The organism is Proteus sp. FME41 (genome assembly GCF_014897315.1).
Classification (GTDB): domain Bacteria; phylum Pseudomonadota; class Gammaproteobacteria; order Enterobacterales; family Enterobacteriaceae; genus Proteus.
The window spans coordinates 21,975-38,405 of record NZ_JABUYL010000007.1 but is presented as its reverse complement, the minus strand read 5'-3'; the positions used below and the strand labels follow the sequence as shown (position 1 = coordinate 38,405).

Sequence of the window (16,431 nt, the reverse complement as noted above, 5' to 3'; positions counted from 1 at the left end):
AAACTTTTCGCTATACTACAGGCCACGTAAAATTAATTTTTTTATAGGAAATTTTTTATGAGCCTGAATCATGTTCCTGCTGGTAAAGAACTACCAGAAGATATCTATGTTGTTATTGAAATTCCAGCAAATGCTGATCCTATCAAATACGAAGTTGATAAAGAAAGTGGTGCACTGTTCGTTGACCGTTTCATGTCAACCGCAATGTTCTACCCATGCAACTACGGTTACATCAACAACACATTATCTTTAGATGGTGACCCAGTAGACGTTCTGGTTCCAACTCCATACCCATTACAACCAGGTTCAGTTATTCGTTGCCGTCCTGTTGGCGTACTGAAAATGACTGATGAATCAGGTGAAGATGCGAAACTGGTTGCAGTACCACACACTAAACTGAGCAAAGAATACGATCACATTAAAGATGTGACTGATCTGCCAGAACTGTTAAAAGCACAGATCAAACATTTCTTTGAGCACTACAAAGATTTAGAAGCTGGAAAATGGGTTAAAGTTGACGGTTGGGAAGACGTAGAAGCTGCTAAAGCTGAAATTCTGTCTTCTTTTGAACGCGCTAAAAAATAATTCTGACACCATCAGAATTAACTAAGTAAGTTATTTTTAATAATTTACTTAAAAATAAGCTCTTCATTTTATTGAAGGGCTTTTTTTATGATAACAACGCGGTTCATATCCTATGACGGCTCCCCGCCCGTACTGGACGAAGGCTTACGGCAGATCTTGCTAAAATAAAAACGGCTCGATATTCCTATCAAGCCGTTTTGGCGCATCGCGTTGAGTAAACCTGTTACTCTTCTTCGTGACGTTTGATCCAGTCACCACATTTTATTTCACGCAAACCATCAACAGGCTTTTGATAAAGGTAGATCCAAGCGCTGCCATAAGGCGTTGAAATCAATTGTCGCTTGTAATCTTGATCATTCTTTTTCAACTCATCAAGCTCTGTCAATATAGAGGGGGTTATCCGATAGACTTCACACTCTATTTCACCCTCGCCTTCAATAACTGCAGGGTAAAACCCTAGATCATAGAGCTTATATCCCACGAGTTTATGCTCACCCAAGAGTTGTGCATAGGTCATCCAGTGATGGTTGCCTTGGTTTTGCCGTAAACTACCATAAACAATAATTCGCATATAATTAAAACTCAAATTGATAAAGCAGATCTATTGCCTGATTCATACCAGACACTGCTTGTAAATACAACCTGGGCATCAAGCGATAACGTAAGGTTAACGTCGCTAGCGAATCAAATATACCCACTCCATACTTCACTTGTAGATCGTTTGTTATCTTACCACTGACCACAACTTGTGAATTATCACCCACTCCTTGTGTATCCAATGCTAAATCAGAAACACCAAAAGTTTCACCAATACGTCCCACTAACTGACCACTTTGGCCAACACCTAATCCTATTAGCATTGCCGTCATTTGTGATGAATCCGCATCACCACTTTTATCTAACCCTTCACCTCTTAACAAGTAAGATAATGCTTCTTGCTGTGTAAAAGCAGGTTCAGAGAAAATTTCAACTTTCGGTTTATCTGCGAGTCCTGTCACTCTGACACCCGCAATCACATTATTTGCCGTATTTTCAGGATTACGAATAGCTTCAATATTTAAGTAAGGTTGATCAACGGGTCCTGAGAACAAGATTTGTCCTTTACGGACTTGCAAGTCTTGTCCATAGGCTTTAAATGCACCTCTTGGAATATCGATTTGGCCATTTAAACCTAACCCTTGTTTATTCTGATTGACTTTCAGCATACCCGTCAATCTAGCTTTCAGCCCAAATGCGTCCAGTGTCACATCATCGCCAATATTAATCGCTAAATTACTTTGAATTGGAATCGATGTCTCTTTTGGTGCTATTGGCTGTAAATTTTTATCCAACATCACTTCATCTGACGAGGCCGATACCGCAGACTCAGGTAACTCTTGAACAACAATACGAGCCCAAGGAATATCAATGCGGCCATCTAACTTCAGTAAATGAGGTCCCGCCTCAAACACAAGATCAGGATTAACATCAATACGCACCATTGGCGGTAATGACACTCGTAGTTTATTGCCATTTGCAGCAATAACTGCGCGCCATTCATCTAACTTACGCCAATCTGCATTCCCAGTAAGATTTAAATAACCTTCTGGCGTTTCAATTCTGCCGCCTAAGTCCGATGTTGCTCCATTAAATCGAACATCAACATTACCTTTCGTAATATCAAATGGGATCCAATGCCCCACCACTTTTAATTGATTAATCCCAAATTGACCAAATAGCAGTGGTGATTGAGCGCTTCCCCCTAAACGTAATTGAGCGCCAATATTCCCTTGAGCAATTTCACCTTTACCTAAGAATGGTTTGATTAAATCTAATGTCAAATTATCAATATCAACCGTACCTGATAATTGACGTTTTTTCTCAAGATCGGCAACATGCACATTACCTTTAAAGTCACCATTACCTGCAATGCTAATCAGCCATTGCAATGTTGCTTTACCATTATTCATACCCGCATTTAAGGTAATGGCATCGAAATCAATAGGTAAAATAGTTCCTTCAATATTCTGTTTTACCGCAACACCTTGCCCTTTAAGGTTAACTGATGCTTTCGGTAATCCGCCTTTTGAACTCCATGTTGCTGTTGCATCCCCTGTAAACACACCCCGAACAGAAGTCTCAGGTGGTAAGAATGGTTTAATCATGGCTAAATCAAAACGAGTTAACGTAATTGCAGCGGATCCACTTTCACCTACTGTTATCGCTTTAGGAACACAGACTTGTGCATTTGGATTTACCCAACAATGAGCACCAATCGTCACTTCTTGCTTTTCTGCCAGTAAGTTCAGCGCCATTGCTTTATTTAAACGCCATTCCCCCACAGGGGTATCAAATGCCGTATTATTTAGCGTTCCTTTCCACTGTTGTTTCTCTTTATCAAATGAACCCGCTAATGTCAGTCCGCCAGAAACAGGGTCACCTTCCATTTTTAGCGTGAGTTTATGCTGTTTCTCAGTCCCCGCCGCATCTAACGTTAAATTGCGGATAATTAAATCGGCTTGTTTTAACTGGCGTGCAGTAATCGCCAGCTTGCCACCAATCTCTTTATCAGACTGAACATCACCCTTAATCGTGATAGATTCGACACTGACTTGGTCTTGCCATTTAATGCCCTGAGCGTTGATATCTGCAATGATCTTAGGCGTATCAATATCACCTCGAATATTAACCTTACCTTTAATAACACCCGCTAAACCTGGCACTAAACCATTTAAACCCGGTGCATTAATGTTGGCATCTAATGCCCACTTATCACCTAAATGTCCTTCAATATCGAGTTTGTTTTTGCCTAAAATTAGATTTAATTGAGGAATATTCCATTGACCGGAGTCATTACCATACGCATTTCCTCTCGCCTTAATTAGATTATTTTTGATATTGCCATCTAAAGTAATTTCCGGAACACGTAATTGCCAACTTCCACCATACAGACTCCCTGTTGTCGCTATACGCCCATCCAGTTTCGCAGGTATATCAGGGTATTGTTTTGCTGTATTAATCCCTGAAATAGTGAGTAATGCATTCCAGCTAATCGCTTTACTCCAATCTGCCACACCCGTGATATCAGCATGACCTTGCAAAGCGGCTAAACGTAAACGCGTCAGCTCTATTTTCTCTTCATTCCCTTTTGCATCCAGCATTAATTTGGCTGGAGGGATCTCTTGACCTTCAATATCAGAGCGTAATGAGAGATCATAGTTATCTGTCTGACCATTTAAGCGTAATCGAGTACCGTTAAGTTGATACTGCACATCGCCCGTTAATGGCCAGCGAACTTTCTGACTTTCAAGCGTCAGTTTTAATGGAAGGTGTGGTTTTGCCAGCTCAGCTTGAGCATCTAAAGTTGCTGTCACTGTTCCTGTTAAAGAGAGTCCTAATTTAAGCTCTTCAAGTAATGCGCCTTGTAAAGAAAGTGTCGCTTTTTGATCTTTAAAATCTTCAAGCCCAGCAATATCACGAATAGTCGCATTCACATCTAAATTAACAGGCCACTGTTTATCTAGGGTAATTCCCCCATTTAAACTTACTTCACCTTCTGGGGCATCAATATTTAATTTAGTGAGATTAACCTGCTTACCTTGCGTCTTTGCTTCAAACGATAATTGATTAATCGTAACGGGAGCATCCCCACTAACTTGTAATTGCTTACCTTCAATGCCTTCAATATTGATATCAACAGGAATAATAATTTCAGGTAATTCAGCCAATAATGGCTTAGCAAAAATTGTTTTAATTGTATCTGCTAACGCCTGCTCTTTCTCTTCTTGTGTTGTAGGTTCTACTTGGGGTTTTGCGGTTGTAACGTCTTTTATATCTTGCGCAGCAGCTTCAATACTGCTTTCTTCTGGCGTTTTCGGTAATGCCACCAGCAAATCGTTAATTATCGTTGGATTTAAAGTGATTTGACGGCCTTCCCACTGTGCGCCCGTTTTAAACTCACCCAGCGAGATCGCTATATCGTCAATCTTCACGTAAGTATTCTCTAATGAGAGCGAGTTTAAATAGAGAGGTAATGGGGCATTAAGCTCTGTTAGAGGCTCTGATGGAGGTGTTTCTTCAGAAGGGGGAAAGGCGCTAGTATCAACATTTACAACAACATCTCGTGTGCCTAATGTATCGACACAAACTTGTTTATCCATCAGGCACGCTAAACGTAATCCTAACGATAACTCACCCACGTTCACATCAACCCCAGGCATTTGATATTCAACACCCGTTAAACGCAGATCTTGCCAGCCACCATTAACATCTTTGATAACTAAACCAGGAACCCAGCGAGCTACACTGTTAATAGCAAAATGCAAACCTGATTGTGTTCCCAAAACCCAAGTAACAGCACCGAATGTAAGCAAAATAATGATAAGGAGTGTTAGCGCAATCCATTTCAACCACTTTTTTATCATAACTCTGCTCCTAACCCGATATAAAACTGAAGTCTACGTTTATCAACGTCACTCACAGGTAATGCTAAATCAAATTTAATTGGGCCAACAGGTGACGCCCAACGTACACCAGCACCCGCTCCCGTTTTAAAATCACTGCGCGTAAAATCGTTAACCGCTTCACCACTATCAATAAACACCGCGCTCCACCAATTGCCCGTTACGTTATATTGATATTCTAACGATCCCACTAACATTCTTGATGCACCTGTTAAATTGCCTTTACCATCTTCAGGCGAAATACTTTGGTATTTAAAACCGCGCACACTTCTATCCCCCCCCGCAAAGAAACGTAATTCAGGAGGAACTTGTTCAAATGCATTGGTTTCAATCCAACCCAAATTGCCTCTTACCACAAAGCGATGCCCATCCCATGGTGTACGTATCCAAACCTGTTGCGCTTGGAAGGCAGCAAACTCGACATCTGAGCCCCATATTTTATTGGAGTAGTCTAATGAGTAACGTTGGCTATCGCCCCAAGAAGGCATCATACCGCCCCGTTGACGTACACGGCTAGCAGTGACCCCAGGATAAAGCAACATCGTCGTGTTGGTGACTTCACCTTGAGTAAAGTGGCTGAGGCTCCAACGTGTATTCACACTGTATTGCCAGCCAGTAGACATATCCCAGTTACGAGATACATTTAACGTTGTGGTATCAGAACGAGTATCATTTAAATCGGTGCGTTTAAATCCCCCTTGGACGCCATAATATTGCTCCAATGGGTTTGCCTTAAGAGGGATTTTATAATTTGCACCAATAGATTGTTCAGGTTGAGAAACGCTGATATTGGATGTCAGGCTATGACCCCGTGAGTTCATCCACGGTTTATCCCACTGCATATTTAGGCGTGGACCAACATCTGTCGCATAACCGCCCCCTAATTCAACGTAGTTACGAGAACGAGGCGTCACCGCAGCGGTCATCGGCAGCAAATGAGTCCCTTCTGCACGAGCTTTGGCAATATCGGGGGTGACAACCGCGGAATTAAACCACCCCGTTGCCGCTAAGCGTCGATTAAATTCAGCAAGATCTTCAGAGGCGTAGTACTGCCCTTCTTTAAACGGAACAATATTTTGTAAATAGTCTTCACGAATTTGAGAGCCATTATAAGTCACATTACCAAAACGATAGCGCTCACCACTATTAAAAACAAAATCCCAATATGAGGCGTGATTATCTAAAGAGACGCCAAGTTGGCTTTTATCCATTTCAGCATCAAAGTAACCCCGACGAATCGCAAGCCCTGTTAATGAGCCTTTGAGTTTTTCATAATCACCATGGTTTAACACACTATCAAGAGGCGGTGTATTCTCTTTAATCACCTTTGCATATTGCTCATCTGTTTTAGCACCACCTTCAAGAACAATATCGACCTTTTTTAATAAAATAGGGATACCCGGCTCAACGTTAGCGGTTAATACAGAACGTGCAGGGGGGGGATTTTCTTGATAAGAGAATGTCACTGTAGGCTGATAATAACCTAAAGGGCGAAGTCCTTCTTGAATTGCCTTTTCAACACGCGCACGAAAACGCCCGTCAGGTGCAACTTCTTCTGTTGTAATGTTTGATAGCTGAACTCGCGCATTTTTTTCGAGTTGCCCTTCTAAACCTTCTATTTTTAAACGCAAATTTGCCCCATAGGCAACAGGTGCGATAAAAGACAGACAGAGAACGTAGATAACGGAGTATCTCGGCACGTTTTCTCCTCAATATGATTTAATCCATGTGATAAATTGACGACAAACTGTTTTAAGCTTTATTGTAGATTTAGTTTATAACAATATTAAACCTTTACCATAGTAATGCGTTTACAAATATAAAAAATGGAGTCTACCTTGCAACATAAAGCTTACCAACCAAAGAATGCCTTAAGAGGTACTTCGACACCATTAGAAATATCTGCTAGTCATGCAGTTAATGGACATTCCATTGATGATATTCCTAATAAGATGCGTATTGCCTATTTTGCAATGGGCTGCTTTTGGGGAGTTGAACGTCTTTTCTGGCAACAACCAGGCGTTTATTCAACAAGCGCAGGCTATAGTGGTGGCGTAACCGAAAATCCGACCTATCAACAAGTTTGCCAAGGAGCCACTGGCCATAGTGAAGTAGTGAGAGTGGTTTTTGATCCCTCTATTATTAGCTATTCACAGCTCTTGACCCTTTTTTGGGAGAATCATAATCCAGCTCAAGGAATGCGCCAAGGTAATGATATTGGTAGCCAATACCGCTCAGCGATTTACACAGTAAATCCAGAACAATACGCACAAGCTATTGAATCAAAAATACGTTACCAACACGCTATGAGTACCCAAGGAACAAAGGACGCCATCACCACAGAAATACAACCAACGGGCCCTTTTTATTTTGCTGAAGATGACCACCAGCAATATTTGTATAAAAATCCTCATGGTTATTGTGGTTTAGGAGGAATAGGGATCTGCTTCCCAGCCTGAAAAGTAAGACTAGCAGAAAATAGCAGGGCGATGATATAATTACGCCCTCTTATCTGTCTTTGTGAATAATTCCATCACAATATATTGATTTATCTTCTATTTTTAACACTCTAGTATTGCCCTTTGGATTAAATACTTGGGGTGATGTGAGCCTTATATGCTTAATAGTTTACTTATTGTGCTTTTGCTTTGTGCTATCAGCGCCTTTTTTTCGCTGTCTGAAATCTCTCTTGCTGCCTCTCGTCGAATTAAACTCAAACAACTTGTTGATGAGGGCAATATCAACGCCGCTCGCGTATTAAAAATGCAAGAAATGCCAGGCATGTTTTTTACTGTTGTCCAAATTGGATTAAATGCCGTTGCTATTTTAGCGGGTATTGTTGGTGAATCAGCATTTTCTCCCTCACTCAAAACGTTTTATCTACAATTTTTTGAAGAACCGCTTGCTCAACAACTTGGGTCTATTTGTTCTTTTATTATTGTCACTTCAATGTTTATTTTACTGGCTGACTTAACCCCAAAACGCATTGGTATGATTAAACCAGAAGTGATTGCATTGAAAATTGTTAATCCAATGCGTTTCTGTCTAGCCTTCTTCCGCCCTCTTGTTTGGTTATTCAATGGCATGGCAGATCTTATCTTCAAGTTATTTAAAATTCCTATGGTAAGAAATGAAGATATTACTTCTGATGATATTTTTGCCATTGTAGAAGCGGGGGCCGTTGCAGGTATCTTACGTAAACAAGAACATGAACTCATTGAAAATGTCTTTGAATTAGAATCGCGTACTGTACCATCAGCAATGACCCCACGAGAAGATGTGGTTTATTTTGATCGTGAAGAAACAGAAAGTGATATTAAAGAAAAAATTGCCACTCAGCCCCATTCTAAATTCTTAGTATGCGAAGGTGATATCGACCATATTATTGGTTACGTTGATTCTAAAGAGCTTCTTAATCGAGTTATCAATGGGCAAAGCTTAAACCTCAATGAAGGTGTTCATATCCGTAAAGCACTGATTATTCCTGATACATTAACACTATCAGATATGTTAGAAAGCTTTAAAACCTCCGGTGAAGACTTTGCCATTATCCTTAATGAATACGCTATGGTGATGGGGGTAATTACATTAAATGATGTAATGACAACCTTGATGGGTGATTTAATTGGGCCAGGGCAAGAAGAACAAATTGTGAGTCGTGATGAACACTCATGGTTAGTGGAAGGCGGTACGCCAATTGATGATGTAATGCGTGCACTTGATATTGATGATTTTCCTGATTCGAGTAACTACGAAACTATTGCTGGCTTTATGATGTTTCGTTTACGTAAAATCCCCAAACGCACAGATTATGTGAAGTTTGCTGGATATAAATTTGAAGTTGTTGATATTGATAACTATAAAATTGATCAATTACTGGTGACAAAAGTTGATGATATCCCTTCTGTTAAACCTATCTTACAGGAACATGTACCGGTTACTCAGACAACAACGACAGAAGTAGAAATTAGACAAGATGAGAATAAAACAGCTGGCTAATTGATAACAAATGAAATTAATAACTGAGTCTTATCAAAAGTGTAAAAGAGAAAGACTCAGTTATCTATCAGATAAAAGTTAACCCATTTCAGCTTTAAGTATAATGACCTGCTGGTTCACTTCACTCATCACATTAAAATGTAGCTTATCTTTTATTTTAGGTAGTAAAATTTTACCGTAATCAAATTCAAATGCACCCATTCCTTTGATATAAAACCGTCCACGAAATAATGTCTTAACGTAGAGAGCAATTTTTTCAGGGTTATAGCGATTGAAGATTTTCATCTTTCAGTTAGTCTCCCATGCTCGTTGTTGAGTTTAATAAGTCATAAAGACTTATCTTTATATATCAAATTTAAAGACCTAATTATAAGTACTAGGTTCAACTTATTTAGTTTTCTTATCTATTTTTACATTTATTGACAGTAAAGAATGTAACTAAAGATAAAACAGCCTCTATCTTACCCCCTTTATGTTAAATAAATGTATCAAAGATGAGGTATTATTCATCCCTAGCTTCTATGCTTAAATAGAACCTAACGTTAATTTCAATAACAGGATACTGGCTATGCACAAACTCACCTTAGCAGCTCTTTTACTCAGTACTTCAACATGGGCATTGGCTCATAACATCACTGAAAATAACACGCTTCCTGCTGTTAGCATCAATGACAAAGGTGAGCTACTTTATGACACAACCAAAGATAAGTTTAGCTACCAAAATTGGAATAGTGGTCTGCTCAGTGGAAAAGTACACACTGTTCAGCATATTGCAGGACGCAGTAAAGCAAAGGAGATGAACGCACCTTTTATTGACGCCGTAAAATTGGCTAAATTCCCACAAGCGAGTTATCAGACAACAACCATTATTAATACTGATGATGCGATGTTTGGTACTGGGCCTTTTGTTCGTGGCAGTGTTGAAGACAGCAAAAAAGAGTTTCCTTGGTCACAATTTATTGTTGATGCCGATGGCGTAGCATTAAAAGGCTGGGGATTAGAAAAAGAAAATTCAGCGATTGTTGTTCTTGATAAGCAAGGCAAAGTCCGTTTTGCTAAAGAAGGTGTTTTAAGTGGTGCGGAAATAACCACAGCAATCAATCTTATCAATGACTTAATTAAAGAATAATGTGTTATGTCAGAGCCCTTATCAATAAAGGGCTCCAACTTTATCGCACTAGACTAAAAGATAGAAACTCTAAATCCTGGATTTATCAGCGACTCTTTTGGGGAATAATCTAGCGTTACTCCTTTCCAATCCGTGACATGTGCGCCCGCCGCAATCGCAATAGCATGACCTGCCGCGGTATCCCATGTATGTGTAGGTCCAAAACGAGGATAAAGCTGTGCTTTACCTTCCGCCACAAGACAGAATTTTAAAGAAGAACCAACCGCAACGGTTTGGTGTTCACCAAGCTGTGATAAGTACTCTTTTAGCTCATCATCTTGATGAGAGCGACTAATCACAATCACGGGAGGTTCCGCCCGACTTGCATGAATAGGTAATCGTTGTCTACACACTTCTTTCCACGCTTGTTTATTCTCAGCTGCATATAACATATTTTGTACAGGAGCATAGACAACACCTAAAATGGGAATACCTTTTTCGATTAAAGCAATATTTACCGTAAACTCACCATTTTTGCTGATAAATTCTTTAGTACCATCTAATGGGTCAATTAGCCAATAACGATCCCAATGACGACGAACTTCCCATTCAGGAGGATCTTCTTCAGATAATTGGGGGATATCTGGAGCAATAGAAGCCAGTCCTAATTTGATAATTTGATGAGCGGCTAAGTCCGCTTCTGTTACGGGTGAATTATCACTTTTTTCCTGTACTTGAATAGGCTCTGATTGCTGATAGATCTGCATTATCGCCATACCTGCTTGGCGGGCTAATTTGCTAACTTGTTCTAACATAATGCACCTCTCTTATTTCTACAAGCATGATAACTTCGCTTATAAAAATCAATTACCCTACTGTCTCTTTATTTTAGTCTAGAGACAAAAATAGCCGGCAAAAACCGGCTATTTTTTACTCATATTTACCGCAGAATAAGAAATTATAAAATTTCTAATAATTCTACTTCAAAGACTAATGTTGCGAATGGAGGGATCGCCGCGCCTGCCCCACGTTCACCATAAGCCAGTTGATAAGGAATATATAATTCCCATTTTGAACCTACTGGCATCAATGTTAATGCTTCAATCCATCCTGCGATAACACCATTTACAGGGAATTCAGCAGGCTGACCGCGTTGAACGGAGCTATCAAATACAGTGCCATCGATTAGACGCCCCGTATAGTGAACACGAACATGATCAGTGTTTGCAGGAATTGCACCTTCGCCCGCAGTCAGTACCTTGTACTGTAAGCCTGATTCTGTAACGTGAACGCCTTCATTATTCACGTTTTCTTCTAAGAAGATTTTACCGGCATCAGCCAGTTCAGCTTGGCGCTCTTGACGAACAGCCTCAGCACGCTCATGCATGGTGCGTAAGGCATTATGCAGTGTTTCAACAGGTACAGAAGGTGCGTTACCTTCTAATGCATCGGTCAGGCCAGCTAACAGTGCTGCGGGCTCTAATCCTTGAAGACCTGATTCAGTCAGTTGTTGACCGACTTGCAGACCAATACCGTAACTTGCCTGTGATTCAATAGAATCAAATGATGGTTTTGACATGAAAAATACCTGTTTTTTATGAAAGTTAAACCCAAGAATAACAGTGGTAAGGTACAGCGTAAACCTTCTGTCTTGAGTAATGGGAATTATTCGTTAAAAACATATGTTATAAGCTTTATTTATCGTGTTTTTTATCATTTTTTTTATTGGGATTTGTCATACTTATTTTCACAATATCGCAACACGGGCATATACTTATAAACAGGCATAAACTGCCTAGCCTTATAAATATCAATATATATGTGTTCAGAGAGGTATTAAGTGAAGATAACGACAAATCCCTATTTCCGCGAACAAGGCTATATTGATGGTCTTTGGTGTAATGCTCAAAATAACGAAACTGTTGATGTTGTCGATCCTGCAACGGGTACTTTACTGGGTACAGTCCCCAATATGGCAACACAAGAAGCAATAATGGCTGTTGATGCAGCACAAAAAGCCTTGCCACAATGGCGAACATTAACAGCACATCAACGTGGCGTATTATTGCAAAATTGGTTTAAATTAATCACTGAAAATAAAACAAAACTTGCTGAATTAATGACCTTCGAGCAAGGTAAACCCATTGCTGAAGCTGAAGGCGAAATTACCTATGCCGCTTCTTTTATTGAATGGTTCGCAGAGCAAGGTAAAAGAACCAACGGTGAAATTATTCCCTCCCCTTCTGCTGATAAACGCTTAATGGTGATCAAACAAGGTATTGGTGTCTGTGCTGCTATTACACCTTGGAACTTCCCGGCCGCTATGATCACCCGCAAAGCGGCTCCTGCATTAGCAGCGGGTTGTACTATGGTGATTAAACCTGCCAATGAAACACCTTATACCGCACTGGCTTTAGCAGAATTAGCGGCTCAAGCAGGCATTCCTGCTGGTGTTATTAATATTATCACTGGTGATGCGATTAAAATTGGCGAAGTCTTTACCTTTGATAATCGTGTTCGCAAATTAAGTTTTACAGGCTCTACGGGTGTTGGACGTTTATTAATGCGCCAGTGTTCAGATAGTGTAAAAAAAGTCTCTTTGGAATTAGGTGGCAATGCACCATTTATCGTGTTTAACGATGCCGATATTGATAAAGCGGTTGAAGGTGCTATGGGAGCAAAATTCCGTAATGCAGGACAAACCTGTGTTTGTGCTAACCGTTTTTATATTCATAAAGATGTTTATCAACAATTTAGCGAACGCTTTGTTGCCGCCGTTAAAAAACTCAAAGTGGGGAATGGTTTTGAAGAAGGTGTCACTATTGGGCCTCTCATTAACCGTAAAGCTGTTGAAAAATCACAATCATTGCTTGCTGATACATTAAAACGCGGTGCAACACTGCTTTGTGGCGGAGATAATGACAAAGCGGGTGAGAACTTCTTCCAACCTACCGTTGTTGGCAATGTTCCTGCTGATAGCCATATCCTTGAAGAAGAAATATTTGGCCCTGTTGCACCTTTAGTTATTTTTGAAAATGAAGATGAAGTGGTGCATTTAGCTAATAATACCATTTATGGCTTAGCCGCTTATTTTTATAGTGAAAATCCACAACGTATTTGGCGTGTTGCTGAAAATTTAGAATACGGCATGGTGGGTATTAACACTGGTTTAATTTCCAATGAAGTTGCACCATTTGGTGGTATTAAACAATCAGGTTTAGGTCGTGAGGGCTCTGAACACGGTATTGAAGATTATATGGAGATGAAATATCTCTGCCAAGGATTATAAATAACCTTTAACCCAACTTATAAAAGTAAGTCAGCATGGATGCTACTGCTTTTTCCCTTACTATTTTCTCTTATTATCAAAAAATATTAAAAATTATATTTTTAACATAAAGATATAAAATTATATTTATATATCCCCTCAGTTTATTTATTACTTATATAAAAAATATAAAAATAACTTCTTTTATAGTGAAGGATACTATCCACTTAAAGTAAATAATAAAAATAATCAAAATAGAATTTTACATAATAAAAAATAAAAGCACACTTGTTGTTAAGCTAACTTTTAATTAATTAATCTAACAGCAGATATTTTTAATTGCATAAAATCATAAATTTTATTAATCTAATTTAAATTTATAAAAAAAGGATCTTTTTATATGGGCTATATATACGATACCACCGTTATTGATTGGGACAGAGAAGAACAATACAACAATAAGAAAAGAATTGAGCGGATCCTTAATGATACCGAAGATGATGAAAATGTTGCGGCACTGATCACCCTTGAAGAAGCTGATTATGTTCTAAAAAACTTATCCACCCCAACACCTTACAAATCATCGAAAGATACTTTATTTAGTATTGGTGATATCGCTTCATCATATTCTGGAAATATCTATGAATCATATAGAGTCGAAAGAATTGTTAATGAGTTTAGAAATATCAATATCACAGCGACTGAGTATGTAGGTAAAAATGGAAATGTTTATATAAGAATTTCAGGTCATGCAGGCGTTAGAGCTTATTTAAATGCAACTCGATACCTAGCAAATAATCCTCGTATTATATATATGGGAGTAGGAACCCAAGGAATGAATTCCGTTTCAGCTGGAGGTGTACGTTTTGCAATTGTATTTTCAGCAGCTTATAGAATTGTAGAACTCATATTTAGAGATGAATATGATCTCACTAATTTTTTCGTAAATATCACTATGGATATGGCAAAATTGGCTATTGCAACACAAGTAAGTGCAACTATAGTCGGTGTTATAACAACATTAGGGATAATTTCAGGAGGAAGTATCATTGTTGTATCTGTAGGAATATTTTTACTGGGTCTTGCAATTTCATATTTTCTCTATAAGTTAGATGATGAATTTAAGATCAGTGAAACCATAATTAAAAATCTAAAATCTTATCGGGAAAAGAAACCTGAAACGCCTTATCACCCTGATCAATTTTTCACACAATGGGGAAGACTTAGCCGTGGATAAAATAAGCCCACTGAAATTATTTTTAACTTCTTTATTTGTTTTTTTATTATCTATTTTTTGTTTTTATTTTTCAATATCATATTACATTGAATATTTTTCAATGAAAGAACGTATATTATTCTCTTTCCAGACAGCATTATTGTGTTTTGGTTCTCCCCTATTAATATATTTTTCTTATTTGATTTTTATTTGTGCATATAAGAAAAAAACACAAAAAATGAATAATAAAATAGCTGGTTACCTCGCAATTATGGCAATAGCAGGTATTATTTTCAGTTTCTTTTTTTCATTTTATGTCAGATATGATTTAGTCTCTAAGGGGTATTATATTTGTTATAAACAATCAATTTTTGCACCAAGTGAATATGTTATATCAAAAGATATGTGTAAATAGCACATATCTTTTGATAATGAACTAAAGCTTATTAAATCATGTCACTGTTAATACTATAACTTGATGTATTAGCAACCAAATGAACCCTGGATATTGAGGTGTATTTCATTTGAATACGTTGATATGGCATTGATTCATTATCATTTATTGAATCAGGAAAAATATCAGAAACCTCAATTAGAGAAACTTCAGTCAATTTAATTTCATAATATTCTTCAAGTTGCCCATGTTGGCTTGTTCTATAAAAAGTGAATATTGCTTCTAAGACTTCGTTATTATCTAAAGCTGTTGAAAGTAATGGTGATGATTTATCTATAGGCTTAGTAAATATAACTGGTTGATAAGATGCATTTTGTGCACGAACAGAACTATTATTTAAACTAATAACTTGAATTTCATCCTCATGATTAAGTTGGTAACGGTTTCCTATCGAATCAAGAGATGAACAACCTACAGAAATTAACCCTTGGACTTTTCCTTTTAAAGTTAGATAAATAGGATATGCCATAAAAATTCCTTTTAAAAAAATTAATCAATAATTAATTATATATATTAGATAATAAAAATGAAGAAACTTAATTTGATATAATTTATTTTATCACCAAATAAACATAACTATAGTTACTAATCAAATGACTTTCACATGAATTATTTTATTGTTTTTTTTATATCAAATAATTAATTAAAAAAAATCCAGCACTCCTTTGCTAAAGATTTTTATTATTTTATTTTCTATTTATTCCACTTAAATCAGTGATAAAGCATTTCGTGAACAATATCATCTGCTTTCATCGAATAAGGGTAATATGTTGGCCAATTACTTAATTCTTTAAGTAATTCATCTTGCGATGTATTGCCCATATATAAATGGAAGTGCCCTGCTTTCTCTGGTGCAATAATGTGGTCGCTAAATTGAATAAATTTGGGCGCTTGGCTTTTGGCATCATCACAGCGGAAAAGATAACGTACCCCTTTTTTACCCGACTCATAATACAGAATACGATAACCATCATAGTGATATTCACAGCTATCGACTTTCTCTCCACGGTGGAACTCAATGATATTGTTTTCAATACCAATCATATCCACATCAGTTTTATAGCCTTGTGTATAGTAAGCTCGGTACTCTTCAACCGTTTTATCTTTTTTTGTTTCCGCTTTCTTTTGCAACACCTCATCTAATTCACCGCTGAGAAGATAAGGCTCTACAGATTGCCATACACCATCCCAATCACTGAGTTGGCGATCAAGAACATCCTTACCTTCAAAAATTCCATTAGCGGCATTTCGTTGAGCTTGTGTTTGTACTTTTTCATGATGATGTCCATGCGCTAAAACTGACATTGCACTACCCAATAGCCCCATAATTAAAATACAAGAAAGGACTGGTTTTTGCAT

Annotated in this window: 15 protein-coding genes; 7 read left to right on the top strand and 8 right to left on the bottom strand. The window is 38.1% G+C overall.

Annotated features, from left to right (window positions below):
• Window positions 1–57 precede the first annotated feature (57 nt).
• Complete coding sequence (gene ppa / locus INT04_RS08205; RefSeq protein ID WP_166540294.1) at window positions 58–585, top strand: inorganic diphosphatase; 528 nt, start codon at window positions 58–60, stop codon at window positions 583–585.
• A 223-nt stretch (window positions 586–808) separates the two neighbouring features.
• Here the strand turns inward: ppa and INT04_RS08200 are convergent, their stop codons facing one another.
• The 3 genes from INT04_RS08200 to tamA are packed head-to-tail and all read right to left on the bottom strand — an operon-like array spanning window position 809 to window position 6,727.
• On the bottom strand, window positions 809–1,156 hold the full coding sequence (locus INT04_RS08200) for a gamma-glutamylcyclotransferase (protein WP_193015663.1): 348 nt from the start codon (window positions 1,154–1,156) through the stop codon (window positions 809–811).
• Between the two features lie 4 nt (window positions 1,157–1,160).
• Window positions 1,161–4,988, bottom strand: a complete 3,828-nt coding sequence (locus INT04_RS08195) for a translocation/assembly module TamB domain-containing protein (RefSeq protein ID WP_226894032.1) — start codon at window positions 4,986–4,988, stop codon at window positions 1,161–1,163.
• Entirely contained in the window at window positions 4,985–6,727 is a 1,743-nt protein-coding gene (gene tamA, locus INT04_RS08190) for an autotransporter assembly complex protein TamA (protein WP_193015662.1), read from the bottom strand. Before tamA ends, INT04_RS08195 begins: the two co-directional genes overlap by 4 nt.
• Window positions 6,728–6,853: 126 nt before the next feature.
• Here tamA and msrA point away from each other — a divergent pair, with 126 nt between their 5' ends.
• Window positions 6,854–7,486 carry a peptide-methionine (S)-S-oxide reductase MsrA gene (gene msrA, locus INT04_RS08185; RefSeq protein ID WP_193015661.1) on the top strand — a complete coding sequence of 211 codons (633 nt, stop codon included), beginning with the start codon at window positions 6,854–6,856 and terminating at the stop codon, window positions 7,484–7,486.
• A 157-nt stretch (window positions 7,487–7,643) separates the two neighbouring features.
• On the top strand, window positions 7,644–9,026 hold the full coding sequence (locus INT04_RS08180; RefSeq protein WP_193015660.1) for a hemolysin family protein: 1,383 nt from the start codon (window positions 7,644–7,646) through the stop codon (window positions 9,024–9,026).
• A 78-nt stretch (window positions 9,027–9,104) separates the two neighbouring features.
• Here INT04_RS08180 and INT04_RS08175 read toward each other — a convergent pair whose 3' ends face one another.
• A complete protein-coding gene (locus INT04_RS08175; protein WP_193015659.1) occupies window positions 9,105–9,311 on the bottom strand; it encodes a DUF1107 domain-containing protein in 207 nt (68 codons plus the stop codon).
• A gap of 283 nt (window positions 9,312–9,594) precedes the next feature.
• On the opposite strand from INT04_RS08175, the gene INT04_RS08170 reads away from it, so the two are divergent.
• Window positions 9,595–10,155 (top strand): YtfJ family protein, encoded by a 561-nt coding sequence (locus INT04_RS08170; protein ID WP_193015658.1) that lies wholly within the window; start codon window positions 9,595–9,597, stop codon window positions 10,153–10,155.
• Window positions 10,156–10,208: 53 nt separating this feature from the next.
• On the opposite strand, the gene cysQ is transcribed toward INT04_RS08170, so the two are convergent.
• Both cysQ and INT04_RS08160 read right to left on the bottom strand, forming a co-directional pair.
• Window positions 10,209–10,949 (bottom strand): 3'(2'),5'-bisphosphate nucleotidase CysQ, encoded by a 741-nt coding sequence (cysQ, locus tag INT04_RS08165; RefSeq protein ID WP_193015657.1) that lies wholly within the window; start codon window positions 10,947–10,949, stop codon window positions 10,209–10,211.
• 143 nt (window positions 10,950–11,092) lie between these two features.
• Window positions 11,093–11,713, bottom strand: a complete 621-nt coding sequence (locus INT04_RS08160; RefSeq protein WP_193015656.1) for an FKBP-type peptidyl-prolyl cis-trans isomerase — start codon at window positions 11,711–11,713, stop codon at window positions 11,093–11,095.
• Between the two features lie 261 nt (window positions 11,714–11,974).
• Here INT04_RS08160 and INT04_RS08155 point away from each other — a divergent pair, with 261 nt between their 5' ends.
• The 3 genes from INT04_RS08155 (at window position 11,975) to INT04_RS08145 (ending at window position 15,033) form a co-directional block, all read left to right on the top strand.
• Window positions 11,975–13,423, top strand: a complete 1,449-nt coding sequence (locus INT04_RS08155; RefSeq protein ID WP_193015655.1) for an NAD-dependent succinate-semialdehyde dehydrogenase — start codon at window positions 11,975–11,977, stop codon at window positions 13,421–13,423.
• 379 nt (window positions 13,424–13,802) lie between these two features.
• A complete protein-coding gene (locus tag INT04_RS08150) occupies window positions 13,803–14,639 on the top strand; it encodes a hypothetical protein (protein ID WP_193015654.1) in 837 nt (278 codons plus the stop codon).
• Window positions 14,632–15,033 carry a DUF1240 domain-containing protein gene (locus INT04_RS08145; protein WP_088493996.1) on the top strand — a complete coding sequence of 134 codons (402 nt, stop codon included), beginning with the start codon at window positions 14,632–14,634 and terminating at the stop codon, window positions 15,031–15,033. The genes INT04_RS08150 and INT04_RS08145 overlap by 8 nt, the downstream gene beginning before the upstream one ends.
• A gap of 31 nt (window positions 15,034–15,064) precedes the next feature.
• On the opposite strand, the gene INT04_RS08140 is transcribed toward INT04_RS08145, so the two are convergent.
• Window positions 15,065–15,541 (bottom strand): Hcp family type VI secretion system effector, encoded by a 477-nt coding sequence (locus INT04_RS08140; protein ID WP_193015653.1) that lies wholly within the window; start codon window positions 15,539–15,541, stop codon window positions 15,065–15,067.
• 242 nt (window positions 15,542–15,783) lie between these two features.
• The gene (gene zinT / locus INT04_RS08135) at window positions 15,784–16,431 is read right to left on the bottom strand and encodes a metal-binding protein ZinT (RefSeq protein WP_193015652.1); all 648 of its coding nucleotides are present in this window, start codon (window positions 16,429–16,431) and stop codon (window positions 15,784–15,786) included.